This window comes from Kitasatospora sp. NPDC008115 (assembly GCF_042957205.1).
Lineage (GTDB): Bacteria > Actinomycetota > Actinomycetes > Streptomycetales > Streptomycetaceae > Kitasatospora.
On record NZ_JBIBHU010000002.1, the window covers coordinates 281,592 to 300,111 of the forward strand.

The following is an 18,520-nucleotide window of genomic DNA, read 5'->3' on the forward strand; positions in this document are numbered from 1 at the left end:
GAGCAGCCTCCTCAGCCGACCGGGGCCTCCTCGACGACGCGGCCGTCACGCAGTTCGACCACCCGGTCGGCGAGTTCCATCAGATTGGGGTCGTGGGTGGCGACCAGGACGGTGACGCCCTCGCTGTGCACCACCGCGCGCAGCAGCTCCATGATCGAGCGGCCGGTCTCCGAGTCCAGCTGGCCGGTCGGCTCGTCGGCGATGATGAGGTCGGGCTCGTTGGCCAGGGCCCGGGCGATGGCGACGCGCTGCTGCTGGCCGCCGGACAGCTCGCCGGGGCGCTGGTTGGCGTGGTCGGCGAGGCCCACCAGCCCCAGCAGGGTGCGGGCGCGCTCCTCGCGCTGGGCGGCCGGCACCTTGCGCAGCCGCATCGGGACGCCGACGTTCTCGGCGGCGGTGAGCACCGGGAGCAGGCCGAAGGACTGGAAGACGAAGCCCAGCCGGTCCCGGCGCAGGGCGAGCCGGCCGTCCTCGTCGAGGCCGCCGAGCTCGGTGCCGTCCAGGGTGATGGTGCCGCCGGTCGGGCTGTCGAGACCGCCGACCAGGTTGAGCAGGGTGGTCTTGCCCGAGCCGGAGCGGCCCTTGAGGGCGGTGAGTTCGCCCCGGCCGATGGTGAAGGAGACACCGCGCAGGGCGTGCACGGCCCGTTCGCCGGTGCCGAAACTGCGGTGGACATCGGTGACGGCCACCATGGGAGCGGTCACGGTGCCGGCCGGTTGCTGCGTCATGCGGTGTCCCCCCTGGGTGCGACGGCGCGCCCCGCCGACGGGGCGGCACCGGGAATTCATTGAAGTGTTCATGGCCTGGGAAAGCCGGTCAACCTGACATTCCGTCACTATCGGTCCGACCGTGGTTTGCAGCATTTGTTCACTACTTTCATCCTTCGCGCAAGTCCCTTCCTTTCTCAGACCGGATCTGACAGCATCGTCCGCTATCCGGTGATCAAGCGCCGGTGATCACCGTGACGGCGCCCTCGACGGGCGCCCATCCGCGCACGGGAAACGTCCGCCCGGAACGGGCGACGCCGCGCGGACACCATGAGGACCGGGGGAGGAACGGGATGCTCGGCTTCGTCGTGCGCCGTCTGCGCGGGCGACTGCCCCTGGCCGCCGCCGCCCTGCTCACCGTGCTGATCACGACGGCGGTGCTGACGGCGCTGGTCGCCTTCCAGCAGACCATCGGCGAGATCGGGCAGCGCCAGGCCCTCCAGGGCCGCGGCCACCCGAGGACCACCGTGGTGGTCAACTCCGAGCACGGGCTGGGGCAGCGGGACAAGGACGACGCGGCGGTGGGCGAGTACGCCCGCGCCCTCTTCGGCGACCTGCCGACCGAGACCCGCGGCCTGTCCCGCAGCCGGTCCTACGGCCTGCCGGGCGCCCCGGCGGCGGAGGCCGGTACTGCCCCGACGGGCAGTCGACCGGGCACCCCGGCCGGCCCGCAGCCGACCGCGCAGCCCGCCGCCCAGCCCACCTCGCAGCCCGGCGCCGCCAAGGAGGACGACCTCACCCTCCTCGCCGCCCTCGACCGCCAGTACGTGCGCCTGCTCGCCGGCGACTGGCCCGCCGCCGCCGCGCCCGGCACCCCCGGTGCCGTCCAGGCGGCCGTCCCGCAGGCCGCGCTCACCCGCCTCGGCCTCGCCGCCGAAGCCCTCCCCGCCGAGGTCCGGCTCACCGACCGCTACGGCGGCGCCCCGCTCACCGTCCGGATCACCGGCGTCTACCGGGCCAACGACCCCGCCGACCTCTACTGGCGGCTCGACCCGGTCGAGGGCCGCGAGACCCTGGTCGGCGGCTTCACCACCTACGGTCCGCTGCTTGTCGACGACACCGCCTTCACCGCCGCCGGCATCCCGCAGAACGGCCGCAGCTGGCTGGTCGACGCCGACTTCACCGGCGTCGGCGCCGCCACCGTGGACGCCCTGCGCGACCGGATCGCCCCGGCCCGCGACGAGCTCGACAAGAACGCCGGACTGGTCGCCCGCACCGAACTGCCCGAGCTGCTGCGGGAGCTGGACTCCGGCGCCCTGGTCGCCCGCTCCACCCTGCTGATCGGCGCCCTCCAGCTGATCGTGCTGGCCTCCGCCGCCCTGCTGCTGGTCGTCCACCTCATCGCCGGCCGCCAGCAGGCCGAGAACGCCCTGCTCGCCGCCCGCGGCGCCTCCGGCCTGCGCCTCGGCGGCTTCACCGCCACCGAGGCCCTGCTGCTCGCGCTGCCCGCCGCCCTGCTCGCCCCGCTGCTCGCCCCGGCACTGCTGCGCGTCCTCGGCGGCTTCGGCCCGCTGCGCCACGTCCCGCTGGACACCTCGCTGCGCTGGACCCTCTGGCCCGTCGCGATCGCCTGCGCCCTCGGGTGCGTGCTGCTCGCCGCCGTACCCGCCCTGCTGCGCGGCGCCGGCGCCGCCGTACTGCGCCGGGCCGGCCGACGCCAGAACCTGGCCGCCGGCGCCGCCCGCTCCGGCGCCGACCTCGCCCTGCTCGCCCTGGCCGTCCTCGCCTACCAGCAACTCTCCCAGTACAGCGGCGGGCTGTCGCCGGACGCGGACGGCCGCCTCGGCCTCGACCCGGTCCTGATCGCCACCCCCACCCTGGCCCTGGGCGCCGGCACCCTGCTGGCGCTGCGCCTGCTGCCGCTCGCCGCCCGCCTCGGTGCCCGGATCGCCGCCCGAGGCCGCGGCCTCGGGCCGGCCCTGGTCGGCTGGCAGCTCGCCCGCCAACCCGGCCGGGCCGCCGGACCGGTCCTGCTGCTGGTACTCGGCGTCTCCACCGGCGTCCTCGCGCTCGGCCAGCACGCCACCTGGAACACCTCCCAGCAGGACCAGGCCTCCTTCGCCACCGCCGGCGGCCTGCGCATCCACGGCGCCCACACCGACGCACTCGGCCAGGGCAGCCGGTTCGCCGCCCTGCCCGGCGGCGACCGGATCCTCCCGGTCAGCCGCGGCGAGCAGTCCCTGCCCGCCAACGGCCACGGCCAGATCCTCGCCCTGAACGCCGCCGCGTTCGCCGAACGCGTCCCGGTCCGCCCCGACCTGCTCGACGGACAGGACCCGAAGCGGCTCTTCACCCCGCTCGCCGGCAGCGCCCCCGCCGGCGCCGCGGCCGGGATCCCGCTGCCCGGCCGGCCGCAGCGCATCGAGGCCGAGGTCACCTTCACCCCCAACGCCCGGCGGCCGGAGCCCGGAGAGGCACTCGAACCCGCGGTCAGGGCCCCGGACGTCTGGCTGCTGCTGCGCGACCGCCACGACGTCTCCTTCGTCGCCCCGCTCATCGGCGTGCCTTCCTTCGGCAGCGGCCGCGCCACCGTCGACCTCTCCGTGCTCACCGACGGCGGGCTCAGCTCGGTGTCCGCGCCGCTGACCGTCATCGGAGTCACCCTCTCCTTCGGCCCCGCCGACGGCGGCCTGCTGACCGTCCACCGGCTCTCCGCCGCCGACGACGCGACCACCCCCGCCGTGCCGGCCGCCGTCCCCGCCGGCCTCGGCTGGTCCAACACCGGCGACGGCACCGCGGGCAACGCCCATGTGGACGTCCGGCCCGAGCCGTCCGACGACCGGCTGCTGCTGAGCGCGCGCTACGCGCCCAGCATCAGCAAGCGCGGCACCCAGCGCGCCGTCATCACCCCGGCCGGCGCCCCGCCGCAGGCCGAGGTCACCGGCGTCGCCACCCGCGGCTACCTGGCCGCCACCGGCTCCCGCGTCGGATCGACCGTGCGGGTGCCGTTCGGCCTCGCCACCGTGCAGGTGCGGATCACCGGCGAGGTGGAGTCACTGCCCGTCGTCGGCGACAAGGCCCTGCTCGTCGACCTCGGCACCGTCGGCCGGGCGCTCGCCGCCACCGGCCGCGAGACCCCGCTGCCCACCGAATGGTGGCTGCCCGGCACCGGCCCCGACGACCCCGTCCCCGCCCAGGCGGCCGCCGCGCTGCGCGCCGCCCCCGGCACTCCCGGACTCCAGCTCCGCGACGAGGTCGCCGCCGACCTGCTCGGCGACCCGCTCAGCGCGGCCCCGCAGAACGCGCTCGCCGCCATCGCCGTCGTCACCACCGTGCTCGCCGCGATCGGCTTCGGCGCCGCCTCGGCCGCCGCCGCGGGCGAACGGGCCCGCGACTCCGCGCTGCTGCTGGCCCTCGGCGCCCCCAGGCGCCGCCTGACGCGCACCGCCGCCGCCGAACAGGCCCTCCTGGTCGGCCTCGGCAGCGTCGTCGGCCTCGCCCTCGGCGCCCTGATCGTCCGACTGATCGTGCCGCTCGTGGTCCTCACCCCGGCGGCCCGGCGTCCCGTCCCGGAGGCCCTCGTCGACCTGCCGCTCGGCACCGCCGTGCTGCTGGCCGCCGCGATCGCCGCCGTCCCCCTGCTCTCGGCCCTGCTCGGCGGCCGTCGCCGGCGCGACGTCGCCCAGCGACTGCGGCACCTGGAGGAGATGTGACCAGCCCGGCCGACACCGCGGCCCCCCGGCCCGCGGACTCCGGACCGGGGGCCGCCCACCGCCCCGCGGCGTGGGTGCGCACCCGGCTGCGCGCGGCCCCGCTGGCCGCGCTGCTCGCCGCCGTGCTCGCCTTCGGCACCGTCTTCCTGGCGGCCGCCTTCCCCCGGCTCCTGGACCGGACCGCCGACCAGGGCCTGCGCGACTTCCTGCACGACCGGGGCCCGGCCGCCACCAGCATCCTCGCCACCGCCGACCTCGGCGGCGACGCCGGCGGACCGGTCGACAACGCCGAGCGCCTCGACAGCGACGCCGCCCGGCTCGCCGCGCGCACCGGCCTGCTCGGCGTCGGCCCCGGCGGACCGGTCTACGGCGCCCGCAGCGTCAAGCCGCGCCTGCTCACCAACCCGGGCCTGGCCAGGCCCGACGACGCCGACCCGGCCATGGACCTGCTCTACGTCCAGGGCCTGCGCGACCACGTGACGCTCGCCGAGGGCAACTGGCCGGGCACCCCCGCGAAGGACGGGCCCGTCCCGATCGCGATCAGCCGCGGCGTCGCCGAGACCGTCGGCATCCACCTCGGCGACATCCTGAAGACCGCCTCGGCCACGGCCGACGACACCGCGCCGCTGGCCCAGGTGGTCGGCATCGTCGAGGTCGCCGACCTCAACGACCCCTACTGGAGCGACCTGCCCTGCCCCGACCGGGCCTGCCTCAACTTCACCAGCGGCAAGCGGCCCGCCGCCTACTGGCACAGCGCCGGACTCGTCGACGCCTCCGCCTTCGACCGGATCAGGACCTGGCAGACCGGCGCACAGGACTTCTGGCGGCTGCCCGTCGACGTCGACGGTCTGCGCGCCGACCGGCTCCACGAGACCGGGCTGGAACTCTCCTCCTTCCTCACCGGCGACACCGCCAACGCGCTGGCGAACGCCACCGAGCGCCCCGGCCTGCGGATCACCTCCCAGCTGCCCACGCTGTTCGAGCGGGCCACCGCCCGGCAGGAGGCCGCCGCGCCGCTGTCCTCGATCGGCCCGGCCGGACTGGCCGGGGTCGGCGTGGTCGTGCTCTGCCTGGCCGCCGCGCTCGCCGGCGACCGGCGGATCGCCGAACTGCGCCTGCTCCAGGCCCGCGGCGGCTCCCGGGCAGGAGTCGTCCGGCGCCTGCTCGCCGAGGGCGCCGTCACCGTCCTGCCCGCCGCGGCCCTCGCCACCGCGCTCGCGTTCCTGCTGCTGCCCACCCCGCGCTGGGGCGGCGCGGCGCTCGCCGCCACCGCCGTCGCCCTGTTCTCCCTGCTCGCGCTCCCGCTGCGCGCCGCCAGGCTCTGGTCCCGGCCCCGGCCCGGCCGCGCCCGCCGGCGCGTGGTCGGCGAACTCGCCGTCCTGGGCCTGACCATCGCCGCCGTGGCCGAGGTCCGGCGGCGCGGAGTGGCCCCCGTCGGGGAGGGCGCGGACCCGCTGCTGGTCGCGGCCCCCCTGCTGCTCGCCCTCACCGGCGGGCTGCTGCTCGCCCGCCTCCAGCCGCTGCTGCTCGGCACCCTCGCCCGGGCGAGCGCCCGGCGCCCCGGCGCCATCGGCTTCCTCGGCCTGGCCCGCGCGGCCCGCGGCTCCGGCGGCCCCGGTGGCGGTCAGCGCCCCTCCGTGCTGCCGCTGCTCGCACTGCTGCTCGCCGTCACCACCGCCGGCTTCGGCGCCACCATCCTGGGCGCCGTCGACACCGCGCGCACCGGCGCCGCCCGGCTGAGCGTCGGCGGCGACGCCTCCGTGGTCGTCCCGGTCGGCGTCGCCGTGTCGTCCGGCTTCGCCGACGCCGCGGGCGCCCTGCCCGGCGTGCGGGCCTCCGCCCGGATCTGGGCCGACACCGAGGTGTTCGTGCTCGGCGGCAGCGGCGCCGTGCGGGTCTTCGCCGTCGTCGCCGACCCCACGGCCTACGCGGAGATCTCCCGCTCGCTCGGGCGCGGCGCCTTCGACCCGGCCGCGCTGTCGGGCGGCACCGGCGGGCCGGACGCGCCCGTGCCGGCCCTGCTCTCCACCGAACTCGCCGAGCGGCTCGGCCCGGGCGCCAACCACCGCCTGCGGCTGCCGAACGGCGGCGAACTGCTCGTCGGCAACGCCGGCACCGTCGACAGCACCCCCGCGCTCCAGGGCGACGGTCGGCTGTTCGTCGTCCTGCCGGCCGCCCCGGCGATCGCCGTCGCCCCCGAACTCGACCGCGCCAACCTCTGGCTGGCCACCGGCTCCGCCGACGAGGGCGAGCTGCGGAAGCTGGTGCGCGAGAAGATCGCCACCGGCACCGAGCGCGATGCCGAGGCCGCCGCGGCCGGCCCGGACGCGCTGCCCGCCGGCTACACCGTGCGCACCAGCGTCGGCGTCACCGCCGAACTCGGCGACGACCCGCTCCAGCGGTCCGCCGGGCGGCTGTTCTGGACCGCCGTCCTCGGCGCGGGCTCGCTCGCCCTGCTCGCCGTCCTGCTCACCCTGGTCAGGGCCGCGCCCGAGCGCACCGCGCTGCTCGCCCGGCTGCGCACCATGGGGCTGCGCCCCCGGCAGGGCCTGACCCTCATCCTGGTCGAGACGCTGCCGCAGACCCTCGTCGCGGCCGTCGGCGGCGGCCTCGTCGCCCTCGGCGCGGTCGCCCTGCTCGGCCCGTCCTTCGACCTGTCGATCCTGGTCGGCGCGGACATCGCGCCCGGCCTGCCGGTCTCCGTCCCGGCGGTCCTGCTGCCGACGGTCGGCCTCGCCGCGCTCGTCTCGGCCGGCATCGTCGCCGAGGCGCTCATCGCGGGGCGCCGCCAGATCACCACCGAACTGCGCGCGGGGGACCAGCGATGAGACCCCCGGTGACCACGCGCCCGCCCGCGACCGACCCGGGTCCGGACCCCAGCCCCGACCCCGACCCCAGCACCCCATCGCCGACGAGAGGAGAGCCGCGGTGAACGGCAGCGCCCAGGACCAGCGGACCGCCCAGGCCCCCACCTTCCAGGAACTCCAGGAACGGGCGCGCGCCGCCGCGGCCGGCCCCAGGGCCGCCCACGGCGCGGACGCCGCCATCGTCTGCGACCGGCTGGTGCGCATCTTCAGCGCCCAGGGCGTCGAGGTGCAGGCCCTGCAAGGCCTCGAACTGACCATCCGGCAGGGCGACCTGGTCGCGCTGGTCGGCGCCTCCGGCAGCGGCAAGTCCACCCTGCTGACCATCCTCGCCGGGCTGGACGTGCCGACCGCCGGCACCGCCACCGTGGCCGGCTGCGACCTGCTGGAGATGTCCCCGCGCGAGCGGCTGCGCTACCGCCGCGAGGTGGTCGGCTTCATCTGGCAGCAGACCGCCCGCAACCTGCTGCCCTTCCTCACCGCCGCCGAGAACATCGCCCTGCCGATGCAGCTGCGCGGCCGGAAGACGCACGGCGGGGCCCGTCAGCAGGCGGCCAGGGTGGCCGAGCTGCTGGAGGCCCTGGAGATCGGCGAACTCGCCTGCCGCCGGCCGAGCGAGATGTCCGGCGGCCAGCAGCAACGCGTCGCCATCGCCGTCGCCATGGCCAACAACCCGCCGGTGCTGCTCGCCGACGAGCCCACCGGCGAGCTGGACTCGGAGACCGGGGCGAGCATCTTCGAGGCCTTCCGCACCGTCAACCGCGACCTGGGCGCGACCGTCGTCATCGTCACCCACGACCCGATGGTGGCCGGCGAGGTCCGCCGCACCGTCGCCATCCGCGACGGCCGCACCAGCAGCGAGGTGCTCCGCCGAACCCTCACCGACGAGCACGGCGAGGAGTCGGTGAACGAGACCGAGTACGTGATGCTGGACCGCACCGGCCGCGTCCAGCTCCCGGCCAAGTTCCTGGAGGCGCTCGGGATGGAGCACCGGGTCGCCGTCGAGCTCGCCCCCGACCACATCGCGGTGCGCCCGGACGACCTCGACGGGCACTGACGGGCGCGGCCGGCCGCCGGCCGCCGGACGCTCCGGGGCTGGGATACTGGACCGGAACGTTCCGCGGTGGCGACAGGTGGTGAGAGGCGGCCCATGAGCAGCAGGGTGAGGGTGCTGAGGAAGCAGAACCGGCTCAGCCTGGAGGCGTTGGCGGCGCAGGTCGGCGTCACCAAGAGCTATCTCTCCAAGGTGGAGCGCGGCCTCAGCGACCCGTCGATCTCCACCGCGCTCAAGCTCGCGCACGCGCTGAAGGTGGACGTCGGGCGGCTGTTCTCGGACGAGGTCGAGCCCGAACTGGTCACCGTGGTGCGGGCCGGCGAGCGGACCCCGATGGCCGCGGGGGCCGCTTCCGGCGGCACGCGCTACGAGGGCATCGCCACCGGGCTGGCCGGCAAGCAGATGGTGCCGTTCATGATGCACCCGCCGCTGGAGCCCGCCGACGCGCCGTTCAAGTCCCATGCGGGCGAGGAGCTCCTCTTCGTCCACGAGGGCACCGCCGAACTGGAGTTCCCGGAGCGGACCGTGGCCCTCGCCCCGGGCGACAGCGTCTACTTCAACGCCGCCCTGCCGCACCGCTGCCGTTCCACCGGCGAGGCGCCGGCCGCGATCCTCGTGGTGATCCACGACGACCCGGCCGGCCCCGGCGACCGCGTCCCCGCGCTGCCCTGACACCGGCGCGGGCCCGAGCCTCAGCGGCGGAAGCGGCGGGCCCGCAGGTACTCGCGGGCGAGCAGGCGCAGCGCGGCGGGCTTGGCCGGGCTCGCGGAGCGGTGGAGCAGCGCGCCGAGGTCGGCGCGCGCGGCGGCGCTGGTGAGCGTCTCCACCTCGACGACGCAGCGGACCATCGGCCGGTGGGCCTCCGGTGCCAGGGCGATGACGGCCCGGCCCTCGGCCAGGGTGCGGTCCGCCGTGTCGAGGAGTTCGCCGAGCAGGGCCCGCACGGCCGGCCGGTCGCGGGCCTGCTCCAGATCGGCCCGGGTGACGCCGTGCCGCTCCAACTGCCGGGCGGGGATCGTCAGCCGGCCGTCCGCGAGGTCCTCGGCGAGGTCGTTGACGAAGTCCAGCCGCTGACTGCCGTCGATGAAGGTCCGGCAGGCGGCCCGGTAGGCGCTCTGGTCGCCGGGCGGGCCGAGCAGCGCGGCGACGACCATGAAGCCCGGCAGCGAGTACCCGTCCACGTAGCGCTGGTAGTCCTCCTCGGTGCCGAACCCGGCGAAGTCGAGGTCGGCGTCCGCCGCCGCGAGGTACTCCAGGACCCGTTCGCGCAGCACGGGGTGGGCGGTGGCGCTGTTGAGCAGCGGGCGCAGTCCGGGGTCGTCGGTGCGGCGGGCGGCGAGGCCGTCGGTGACCGCCCGCCGCCACCGGGCGGCCGCCTCCCGCCGTCCGGCGACCGGGCCGCTGTCGAGCAGGGTGTCGGTGCGGTGCATGAACGCGGCCGCGGTGATCACGTGCGGGACCGTCCGCTCCGGCAGCAGCAGTCCGGCCGCCACCGCGACCTCCCGCCGGTAGCGGGTCACCTGCTCGCGCTGGCGCCCGTACTCGGCCCGCAACCCGGGCTCCCGGATCCCCGCCGCGTCCAGCGCCCGCTCCCACCTGCCCACCCGGCCCACCGTTCCTCTCGTGTCGAAAGGCCCGAGCCTAGTCAGCGCACCGCCCGGACACCTATTCGGTGCCCGGGCGGTGCGGGTGGGGGCCTCAGGCCGCGGCGGCGAGCAGTTCGGCGAGGCGGGCGGTGCCGGACTCGTCGAGGGGCAGCAGCGGGGGGCGCGGGGTACCGGCGTCGAGGCCCAGCAGGGCCAGGCCGGCCTTGACGGTGGTGGGCAGGCCGCCGCGGAGGATGAACTCCAGGACGGGGAGCTGGCGGTAGAAGGCCTCGCGGGCGGCGTCCAGGTCGCCGACGCGGACGGCGCGGTGGAGTTCGAGCACCGGGCCGGGGATGAGGCAGGGTGCGGCGGTGCACCAGCCGGCCGCTCCGGCGGCGAAGGCCTCCAGCGCGAGCGGGTTGCTGCCGTTGTAGAACGGCAGCGCGCCGTCGGTGAGCTGGGTGAGCCGGTGCATCCGCTGCACGTCGCCGCTGCTCTCCTTGACCATGGTGATGTTCTCCACCCGCCGGACCAGCGAGACCATCAGCTCGGGGGAGAGGTCGATGCCGCTGGTGGCCGGGTTGTTGTAGATCATCACCGGGACGGAGACGGCGTCGGCGACCTCGGTGAAGTGCCGGACCACCTCGCGTTCGTCGAGCTTCCAGTAGGACTGCGGCAGCACCATCACCGCGTCCGCGCCCGCCCGTTCGGCGAAGCGGGCGCGCCGTACGGCGTTGCGGGTGGTGAGGTCGGCGACGCCGACCACGGCGGGCACCCGGCCGGCGACGGCGGCGAGCGCGGTCTCGGCGGTGGTGTACCACTCCTCGTCGTCCAGGTAGGCGCTCTCGCCGGTGGAGCCGAGCGGGGCGACGGCGTGGCAGCCGGCGTCGACCAGCCGGTTGACGAGGGCGGTGAGGGCGTCGGTGTCGACGCCGCCCGCCTCGCCGGGGGCGAACGGGGTCACCGGGTAGGCGATGATCCCCTCCAGGACGAGTCCGGCCATCTCAGGCACCTCCCTCGGTGCGGGCGACGGTGGCGAGCGCGTCGCCGTGGCCGGCCCGCAGGGCGCGGCGGACGTAGTAGGCGAAGTTGGCCTGGCTGCGCTTGGGGGTGGAGGTCCAGTCGTGGGCCTCGCGGGCGAGGGCCGCGGGTATCTCCTGGATCCGGCCGGCCGCCGAGGCGAGCAGTTGGAGCCGGGCGGCCCGCTCGAAGAGCACGGCGAGGGTGCAGGACTCCTCGACGCCGCCGGTGGCCACCAGCATCCCGTGGTGGGCGAGCAGCAGGGCGCGCTTGTCGCCGAGCGCGGCGGAGATGATCCCGCCCTCCTCGTTGCCGACCGGGATGCCGGGCCAGCTCTCCAGGAAGGCGCAGTCGTCGTACAGCGGGGTGAGGTCCATGTGCGAGACGGCCAGGGGCGTTTCGAGCATCGACAGCGCCGAGATGTGCGGCGGGTGGGTGTGGATGATGCAGGCGACGTCGGGGCGGGCCCGGTAGACCCAGCTGTGGAAGCGGTTGGCGGGGTTCGCCATGCCCTCGCCGTCGAGGACGTTGAGGTCCTCGTCCACCAGCAGCAGGTTGTCCTCGGTGATCTCGTCGAAGCCGAGTCCGAGCCGCTGGGTGTAGTACGTGCCGGGGCGTTCGGCGCGGGCCGTGATCTGTCCGGCCAGGCCGGAGTCGTGGCCGGCGTCGAACAGGATCCGGCAGGTGAGGGCGAGCTTCTGGCGGATGGTCCAGCCGTTGTCGGGGATGGCGGTGCTCATCCTGCGTTGTGCGAGGTCGACCAGGTCCGCCTTGGCGGTGGTCATGGTGTCGGCCATGCCGTGGTTCTCCTTCGTCCGGGCGGGCGGCATGCGGGTGTCCACGGGCTGGCGAGGGACGACCTGGTGAACACGTTGTTCACCATAGGACACTTCGTGTCCTGCTGTCGACGGCGAATCCCGGTGGAGCCCTCCGGGGGCGGTGAGGGCGAGATGAGGAGACGTCAGTTCCCGTCGCCCATGCGGCGGATCAGACCGGAACGCTCGGCATCCGAACGCAGGTCACCGCCGGGGGCGTCACGGGTGGCGCGGTCGCCGCGGGCCGCGGCCGTGCAGAGGGCGAAGACGAGCAGCGCGCTCGCCGCGACGGCGAGGATGCCCAGGGCGGTCAGGACGCGGAGCCAGGTCACGGAAGGTGCCTCCAGAGGGACGGTGCGAGGGAGTGCCGCCGGTGATATCGGCAGACCGGCCCGCCGGGTCGAGCGTCCACGGGCGGTTCCGGCGGGCGACCGCCGCGCTGACGGCCGTGCGCGCGGGCGGTCGAAGCGCGCACGGCGTACGCCAGGCCGGGCCGTGCGCCCCGGGCGCCCGTCGGCTCGCGTGCCGGCCCCGCCGGCACCAGCCCGGTGTACGTCGCCGCCACGTCCAGCCCTCCGCCCACCGCGCCCCGGCCGTCCCGAAATTGACGCATCCTCACAAACCGGCGACAACCCTAGGGCGCCCGGCCCGGTCGCGGGTATCGGACGCACCCGTTCGGGTGAGGCCCCGCCGCGGCCCCGCCGGGGCCGCCCGCTGCGAGCGGCGGCGCAGCCGGGAACCGAGCGCGAGCGCGCGGGCGTGGATTGTTATCGTTCCGGGTCGGACACGGACGGGATGAGAGCGCAGCATGGACAGGTCGGCCATCGCGGATGGGCCGGGGGCGGCGGGCCCACCGGCCGCGGGCCGGGCGGCGGGAGCGGGGATGGAACCGCGGGGCCTGGTGGACCTGCGCGGCGAGCACGGAGCGCCCTTCGCCGCCCACTACCCCGGCGACGCGGTCGTGATGGTCTCCGGACTTCCCGGCAGCGGCAAGAGCACCCTGCTGCACCGCTGGTCCGCCCGCGCCCCGCACGTCGCCACCGTCGACCCGCGCGCGGTGCACGAGGCCTGCGCCGCCGTCATGCCGGACCGCCTGCCGTACGCGGTCTACCGGCCCTGGGCCCGGCTGGAGCACTTCCGCCTGCTGCGCCGCTCGGTGCGCCGGGGCGGGCCGCTGCTGGTGCACGACTGCGGCAGCCGGGCGTGGATGCGCCGCTGGCTGGCCCGCGAGGCCGCCGGGCAGGGGCGGGAACTGCACCTGGTGCTGCTCGACGTGGGCGAGGCCGCCGCGCTGGCCGGCCAGCGGGCGCGCGGCCGCCGGGTGTCGCGGCGGGCCTTCGCCCGGCACCGGCGGGGCCTCGGCCGGCTCCTCGGCGCGCTCACCGCGCACGCGCTCACCGCGCACGCGCGCGGCGCCGCCGCGACGCCCGTGCCGGAGGCGGTGTCGGTGCTGCTGCTGGACGGCGCCTCCCGCTCACGGGCGGCCGAGGCGCGCTTCGGGGGGTGTCCGGCGGCGGCACATCCGGTGATCGGTTGACGCGGGTGCGGGTCGGCCGGGGAGACTGTGCCCCGAGAAGATCCCGTCGATCCGTCAGCCGCGAGGGAGTGCCCCCATGTCCGGCCGCACCGCCGTCACCGACAACCTCTGGTTCCGCCGATTCCACCCCTTCGACGCGGCGCCGGTCCGGGTCGTGATGTTCCCGCACGCGGGCGGCTCGGCCGGGTTCTTCCGGGACTGGTCGGCCGCGCTGTCGCCGTACGCCGATGTGCTCGCCGTCCAGTACCCCGGCCGGCTGGACCGGATCGACGAGGGGCCGCTGGACTCGCTGCCCGAGCTCGCCGAGCGCGTCTACGCGGAGCTGCGGCCGTGGGCCGACCGGCCGCTCGTGCTGTTCGGGCACAGCATGGGCGCGGCGGTCGCCTTCGAGGTGGCCCGCCGCTTCGAGCGCGACGGCGTGACCGGACCGGTGCGGCTGTGCGTCTCGGGCAGCCGGGCGCCGTCCGAGCCGCGTGACTCCGCGGTGCACCTGCTGCCGGACGACGGGCTGCTCGCCGAGCTGGGCCGGCTCGGCGGCACCGACGCGCGGCTGCTGGCCGACCCGGACCTGCGGGCGCTGATCCTGCCGTCGCTGCGCGCCGACTACAAGGCCATCGAGACGTACGTCGCCGGACGGGAGGAGAGCGTCGCGGTGCCGGTGACCGCGCTGACCGGCGATGCCGACCCGCGGGTGACGCTGGACCAGGCGCGCGACTGGGCCCTGCACACCACCGGCGCCTTCGACCTCCACGTCTTCCCGGGCGGTCACTTCTACCTGACCCCTGAGCGCCGCGCGGTCCTGGAGGTCGTGACGCCCCACCTGCGGGGCTGAGGGCGCCGGTGGGCGCGGGCGTCACCCGCGCCCGCGCCTTCGCCGGCGCGGTTCAGGGGCGGCCGAGCGCCTGCTCCAGCAACTCCTGGAGGGCGCCGCGCTGATCGGGGCGCAGCCCGGCCAGCGGCGAGTCCGCGGCGAGCGAGGCGAGCAGCCGCTCGCGCAGGGCGGTTCCCTCCGCGGTGAGGACCAGCAGGCGGGCGCGCCGGTCGGTGGGGTGCGGCCGGCGTTCGACCAGGCGCTGCCGCTCCAGCCGGTCGACGACGAAGGTGGCGTTGGAGGGCTCGCAGCTCATCCGCCCGGCGAGCTCCCGCATGGTCATCGGGCCGGTCAGCTCGCGCAGCGCGGTCGCCTGCGGCGCCGTCAGCCCGAGGGCGGCGGCGTGGTCGCGCAGGTGGTCGGCGATCTGCTGGGCGAGCCCGTTCACCAGGCCGCACAGCGCGCGCTCGGCGACGGTCCGCCCCTCCGGCTGCTCCTGGTGCGGCGTCATGCCGGCCATCGTATCGCCCGGATGCGTCAAGCCAGAACCATTCAAGCTTGAATGTTTCAGGCGGGGAAGCCTAGGCTGGCCCGGTCGACGGCGGACCCGGATCGGGGGAGGGCTCATGGCGGACCGGTCGGGTGCGGCGGGGGAGCGGTGGCACCGGCCGGGGGTGCTGCGGTCGCTGTGGCTCGGCGGGACGCGGGTCTCCTACGTGCCGGACGGCGAACTGCGGCTCCCGCCGGCCGCCGCGTTCCCGGCCGCCGGCGCGGAGTTCTGGGCCGCCCGTCCCGAGTACCTGGACGACTCCGGCCTCCTCGTGCTGGGCATCGGCGCGCTGCTGGTGGAGCGGGGGGACCGCTGCCTGCTGATCGACGCGGGGTTCGGGGCCGAGGCGCGGCCGCTCCTTCCGGACGTGCCGGGCAGCGTGATCCGCGGGGGCGCGCTCCTCGCGGGCCTGGCCGAACTCGGGCGCCGGCCGCAGGAGATCGAGGCGGTGGCCGTCACCCATCTGCACCCCGACCACCTCGGTTGGGCCTGGCGGCCCGCACCGGACGGCGGTGCGCCCGTCTTCGCGCACGCCGACCACCTGGTCGCCGCATCCGAGTGGGCCGCCCGGGACGACGGCGGCCCGTCGGAGGAGGCCGCCGCGCTCGCGCCGTACGTCCGGACCGTGACGGACGGCCAGGAGGTCTTCCCCGGGGTGCGGGTGCGGATCACCGGCGGCCACACCGCCGGGCACGCGGAGTACCTGATCGAGGGCGGCGGGCGGCGCCTGATCGCCTTCGGTGACGCGATGCACTCGCCCGTCCAGGTCGTCCACCCCGAGTGGCGGTTGGCCGTCGACCACGACCCCGTCCTGGCCGCGGCCCACCGCACCCGGCTGATCCGGGAGTTGACGGAGCCCGACGTACTCGGCTTCGGCCTGCACTTCGCCGACGTGGTGTTCGGCCGGGTGGCGTCGGGCGGCGACGGCCCGGCCTGGTGTCCGGTGGACGCCTGAGCGCCCCGCCCAGGGGGGGCGTCAAAAAAGTTGACACGCTTGTGACAAAAGGTCATGCGTAAAGCCTTCCCCAAGTGCTCGCCGTTCTGGCATGTTGCGTTCAAGCCCCGTGTGATCCCCTCAAGCACGGGCCGATCGGAGGACGCACGTGTCACCCCTGATACCCCGCCTGACGCCCCGCCCGATAGCCCTGCGGGTCGGCCGCCCCACCGCCGCGCTCGCCCTGCTCGCCGCCGCGGCCCTGGCGGCCCCCGCGACCCTGGCCGCCGCCGCTCCCGCCGCCGCCGCCCCGGTGGGGACGGTTCCGGCCGCTCCAGTGCCCGTCCCGCAGGCCCCGGCCCAGGTCGCCGCCGCCCCGGCGAGCGCCCCGCAGGCCGCCGCCGGCTGGGCCGCCGGGACCCGCGCCTACCTGGTGATCAGCGCCCCCGCCGACATCGCCGCCGCCAGGACCGCGGTGACCGCCAACGGCGGCACCGTCTTCGCGAGCTACGACGCGATCGGCGTCGTCGTCGCCCACGCGACCTCCGGCACCTTCGCCACCACGCTGCGCGCCGTGCCCGGCATCCAGCAGGTCGGCGCCACCCGGACCTCGGACGTCCCGGCCGACGCCTACAACCCGGCGCTGCCGGCCAACCCCGCACAGTCGGCCACCACCCTCACCGAGACCAACCGCTGGGACATGACCCAGATCAAGGCCGACCAGGCCTGGGCCGTCTCCACCGGCTCGCCCACCGTCAAGGTCGGCGTGCTGGACACCGGCGTCGACGACCAGCACCAGGACCTCGCGCCCAACTTCGACGCCGCCGATTCGGTCTCCTGCGCGTACGGCAAACCCGACACCCGGGCCGGCGCCTGGCGCGACGTGGACACCCACGGCACCCACGTCGCCGGCACCATCGCCGCCGCGAAGAACGGCAAGGGCGTCATCGGCGTGGCCCCCGCCGTCAGGATCGCCTCGGTCCGAATAGCCGAGCCGACCAGCACGCTGTTCTTCGCCGAGAACACCGTCTGCGGCTTCGTCTGGGCGGGCGACCACGGCTTCAAGGTCACCAACAACAGCTACTACACCGATCCCTGGCAGTTCAACTGCCCGGACAACCTGGACCAGGCGGCCATCATCGAGGGCGTCCGCCGCGCCCAGGAGTACGCCGAGGGCAAGGGCTCGCTCCAGGTCGCCGCGGCCGGCAACTCCAACTACGACCTCGCCAACAAGACCACCGACAGCGAGAGCCCCAACGACTCGACCAAGGTCACCCGGACCATCACCAACGCCTGCCTGGACATCCCGACCGAACTGCCGGGCGTGGTGACCGTCTCCGCGATGGCCAGTGGCACCGCCAAGGCCTCCTACTCCAACTACGGCCGGGGCGTCATCGACGTCGCCGCGCCCGGCGGGGACGGCGCCACCGGCGTCTACTCCACGCTGCCCGGCGGCAGGTACGGCACCAAGAGCGGCACCTCGATGGCCTCCCCGCACGTGGCCGGCGTCGCGGCGCTGCTCGCGAGCGCCAACCCCTCGTCCACCCCGGCCGACCTGCGGGCCAAGCTCGCCGCCCAGGCCAACGACCTGGCCTGCCCCGCGTCCGACAGCCGCTGCACCGGGACCACCGCCGTCAACGGCTTCTTCGGCGAGGGCCAGGTCGACGCCCTCAAGGCGGTCGGCGGCGCGACCACGCCCACCGGCAAGTACTTCGAGACCCTGACCGACACGGCGATCACCGACAACGCCACGGTGGACAGCCCGCTCGCCGTCACCGGCGTCGGCGGCAACGCCCCCGCGACCCTCAAGGTCGGCGTCGACGTCAAGCACACCTACCGCGGCGACCTGGTCCTCTCCCTGGTCGCCCCGAACGGCACGGTCCACCTGCTGGAGGACTTCCCGAACGGCGACAGCGCCGACGACGTCGCCAAGACCTACCTGGTGAACGCCGCCGCCGACCCGGCCGACGGCACCTGGAAGCTGCGGGTCAAGGACGGCGCCTCCGGCGACGTCGGCAGGATCGACGCCTGGAACCTCACCTTCTAGGCGCCCTCCGCTGTCCTGGTTCGGCTACCGGGGAACCAGGACAGCGGGGCGTCAGCCGGCCGGGGGGCCCGGCACCAGCGGGCCGGTGAGGTAGCCGTCGTCGTAGTCGTCCGAGTCGACGTTCGCGGTGATCGAGCTGGTCGCGCCCGACAGCAGGCCGAGCACCAGGAAGGCCACCAGCAGTCCGCGCCCCGCGCCGCTCAGGACCAGCGGGCGGGTCGCCGACACCGGCCCGCCCGGCTCGGAGCCCGGCTCGTCGCCGAACAGCCGCTTCGGGTAGGCGGCGGTCAGCATCAGCAGGTAGGCCAGGTAGCGCATGCGGTAGCGCAGGACGGCCGCCGTCGCCTCGAACAGCGGCTGCGGCATCCGCCCGAGGATCAGCACCACCAGCCAGCTGATCCAGCCGACCACCCACCAGCCGGCGAAGAGCAGCCCCTGGACGATGGCCGCCGGGATGACCAGGATCAGCCGGAACAGCACCGCGAGGCGGTTGAGCTCGCCCGGCCGCAGCCCCACCTGGGCCGGGTAGTCGGGGGCGCGGAAGGCGAACGGCGGATAGCGGTCGTGGGTGAGCATGAGGTAGCTGCTCACCCTGGTCTCGTACGGCAGGTACGCCGAGAGGTAGTCGGCGGCGAATCCCGGCAGGCGGCCCAGCACCAGCGCGCCGAACCAGCCGATGACCGCCACGAAGAAGGCCACCACCGACAGCACCCAGGTCACGATGAACTGCGGGATCAGCAGCAGGACCCGCACCAGCACGGTCAGCCGGTTCTGCGGTCCGGGGGCGGGCAGGTCGAGCGGGGGCAGCCACTCGCGCTGGTCGGGGGCGGCGGTGGGGGGAGCCTGCCACATCGGGGGCCTCCAGGTCTCGGCACCGGGCGG

General features: G+C 75.7%; 15 protein-coding genes. 8 read left to right on the plus strand and 7 right to left on the minus strand.

From position 1 onward, the window contains the following. Positions 1 to 11: 11 nt before the first annotated feature. Complete coding sequence (locus ACFZBX_RS03575) at positions 12 to 728, minus strand: ABC transporter ATP-binding protein (RefSeq protein ID WP_391531295.1); 717 nt, start codon at positions 726 to 728, stop codon at positions 12 to 14. 332 nt (positions 729 to 1,060) lie between these two features. On the opposite strand from ACFZBX_RS03575, the gene ACFZBX_RS03580 reads away from it, so the two are divergent. The 4 genes from ACFZBX_RS03580 (at position 1,061) to ACFZBX_RS03595 (ending at position 9,010) form a co-directional block, all read left to right on the plus strand. Next, a complete protein-coding gene (locus ACFZBX_RS03580; RefSeq protein WP_391531296.1) occupies positions 1,061 to 4,420 on the plus strand; it encodes an FtsX-like permease family protein in 3,360 nt (1,119 codons plus the stop codon). Beyond that, positions 4,417 to 7,248: a hypothetical protein gene (locus ACFZBX_RS03585; RefSeq protein ID WP_391531297.1), complete on the plus strand. Its 2,832-nt coding sequence runs from the start codon at positions 4,417 to 4,419 to the stop codon at positions 7,246 to 7,248. Before ACFZBX_RS03580 ends, ACFZBX_RS03585 begins: the two co-directional genes overlap by 4 nt. A gap of 100 nt (positions 7,249 to 7,348) precedes the next feature. Next, entirely contained in the window at positions 7,349 to 8,341 is a 993-nt protein-coding gene (locus tag ACFZBX_RS03590; protein ID WP_391531298.1) for an ABC transporter ATP-binding protein, read from the plus strand. A 93-nt stretch (positions 8,342 to 8,434) separates the two neighbouring features. Then, complete coding sequence (locus ACFZBX_RS03595) at positions 8,435 to 9,010, plus strand: helix-turn-helix domain-containing protein (protein WP_391531299.1); 576 nt, start codon at positions 8,435 to 8,437, stop codon at positions 9,008 to 9,010. A 20-nt stretch (positions 9,011 to 9,030) separates the two neighbouring features. Here ACFZBX_RS03595 and ACFZBX_RS03600 read toward each other — a convergent pair whose 3' ends face one another. From ACFZBX_RS03600 to ACFZBX_RS03615, 4 genes are all read right to left on the minus strand, one after another. Then, entirely contained in the window at positions 9,031 to 9,942 is a 912-nt protein-coding gene (locus tag ACFZBX_RS03600; protein ID WP_391531300.1) for a squalene/phytoene synthase family protein, read from the minus strand. 94 nt (positions 9,943 to 10,036) lie between these two features. After that, on the minus strand, positions 10,037 to 10,927 hold the full coding sequence (locus tag ACFZBX_RS03605) for a dihydrodipicolinate synthase family protein (RefSeq protein WP_391531301.1): 891 nt from the start codon (positions 10,925 to 10,927) through the stop codon (positions 10,037 to 10,039). A 1-nt stretch (position 10,928) separates the two neighbouring features. Further along, positions 10,929 to 11,741 (minus strand): aldolase, encoded by an 813-nt coding sequence (locus tag ACFZBX_RS03610; RefSeq protein WP_391531302.1) that lies wholly within the window; start codon positions 11,739 to 11,741, stop codon positions 10,929 to 10,931. A gap of 164 nt (positions 11,742 to 11,905) precedes the next feature. After that, positions 11,906 to 12,091, minus strand: coding sequence for a hypothetical protein (locus ACFZBX_RS03615; RefSeq protein ID WP_391531303.1), 186 nt, complete (start codon positions 12,089 to 12,091; stop codon positions 11,906 to 11,908). Between the two features lie 551 nt (positions 12,092 to 12,642). Here ACFZBX_RS03615 and ACFZBX_RS03620 point away from each other — a divergent pair. Continuing rightward, complete coding sequence (locus tag ACFZBX_RS03620) at positions 12,643 to 13,296, plus strand: AAA family ATPase (protein WP_391531304.1); 654 nt, start codon at positions 12,643 to 12,645, stop codon at positions 13,294 to 13,296. Between the two features lie 76 nt (positions 13,297 to 13,372). Further along, positions 13,373 to 14,128 (plus strand): thioesterase II family protein, encoded by a 756-nt coding sequence (locus ACFZBX_RS03625; RefSeq protein ID WP_391531305.1) that lies wholly within the window; start codon positions 13,373 to 13,375, stop codon positions 14,126 to 14,128. Positions 14,129 to 14,180: 52 nt separating this feature from the next. Here ACFZBX_RS03625 and ACFZBX_RS03630 read toward each other — a convergent pair whose 3' ends face one another. Then, positions 14,181 to 14,618: a MarR family winged helix-turn-helix transcriptional regulator gene (locus tag ACFZBX_RS03630; protein ID WP_391531306.1), complete on the minus strand. Its 438-nt coding sequence runs from the start codon at positions 14,616 to 14,618 to the stop codon at positions 14,181 to 14,183. Between the two features lie 115 nt (positions 14,619 to 14,733). Between ACFZBX_RS03630 and ACFZBX_RS03635 the strand changes: the two genes are divergently transcribed. Continuing rightward, positions 14,734 to 15,612, plus strand: a complete 879-nt coding sequence (locus ACFZBX_RS03635; RefSeq protein ID WP_391531307.1) for an MBL fold metallo-hydrolase — start codon at positions 14,734 to 14,736, stop codon at positions 15,610 to 15,612. Between the two features lie 223 nt (positions 15,613 to 15,835). Next, positions 15,836 to 17,638: a S8 family serine peptidase gene (locus ACFZBX_RS03640; RefSeq protein WP_391531448.1), complete on the plus strand. Its 1,803-nt coding sequence runs from the start codon at positions 15,836 to 15,838 to the stop codon at positions 17,636 to 17,638. A 51-nt stretch (positions 17,639 to 17,689) separates the two neighbouring features. On the opposite strand, the gene ACFZBX_RS03645 is transcribed toward ACFZBX_RS03640, so the two are convergent. After that, the gene (locus ACFZBX_RS03645; protein ID WP_391531308.1) at positions 17,690 to 18,490 is read right to left on the minus strand and encodes a DUF4389 domain-containing protein; all 801 of its coding nucleotides are present in this window, start codon (positions 18,488 to 18,490) and stop codon (positions 17,690 to 17,692) included. Positions 18,491 to 18,520: the final 30 nt, after the last annotated feature.

Bases quoted from the DNA above. Each gene is read 5' to 3' on its own strand.
- ACFZBX_RS03575 (WP_391531295.1), bottom strand. From the start codon at position 728: ATGACGCAGCAACCGGCCGGCACCGTGACCGCTCCCATGGTGGCCGTC.
- ACFZBX_RS03645 (WP_391531308.1), bottom strand. From the start codon at position 18,490: ATGTGGCAGGCTCCCCCCACCGCCGCCCCCGACCAGCGCGAGTGGCTG.
- ACFZBX_RS03610 (WP_391531302.1), bottom strand. From the start codon at position 11,741: ATGGCCGACACCATGACCACCGCCAAGGCGGACCTGGTCGACCTCGCA.
- ACFZBX_RS03625 (WP_391531305.1), top strand. From the start codon at position 13,373: ATGTCCGGCCGCACCGCCGTCACCGACAACCTCTGGTTCCGCCGATTC.
- ACFZBX_RS03605 (WP_391531301.1), bottom strand. From the start codon at position 10,927: ATGGCCGGACTCGTCCTGGAGGGGATCATCGCCTACCCGGTGACCCCG.
- ACFZBX_RS03580 (WP_391531296.1), top strand. From the start codon at position 1,061: ATGCTCGGCTTCGTCGTGCGCCGTCTGCGCGGGCGACTGCCCCTGGCC.
- ACFZBX_RS03595 (WP_391531299.1), top strand. From the start codon at position 8,435: ATGAGCAGCAGGGTGAGGGTGCTGAGGAAGCAGAACCGGCTCAGCCTG.
- ACFZBX_RS03620 (WP_391531304.1), top strand. From the start codon at position 12,643: ATGGAACCGCGGGGCCTGGTGGACCTGCGCGGCGAGCACGGAGCGCCC.
- ACFZBX_RS03635 (WP_391531307.1), top strand. From the start codon at position 14,734: ATGGCGGACCGGTCGGGTGCGGCGGGGGAGCGGTGGCACCGGCCGGGG.
- ACFZBX_RS03630 (WP_391531306.1), bottom strand. From the start codon at position 14,618: ATGACGCCGCACCAGGAGCAGCCGGAGGGGCGGACCGTCGCCGAGCGC.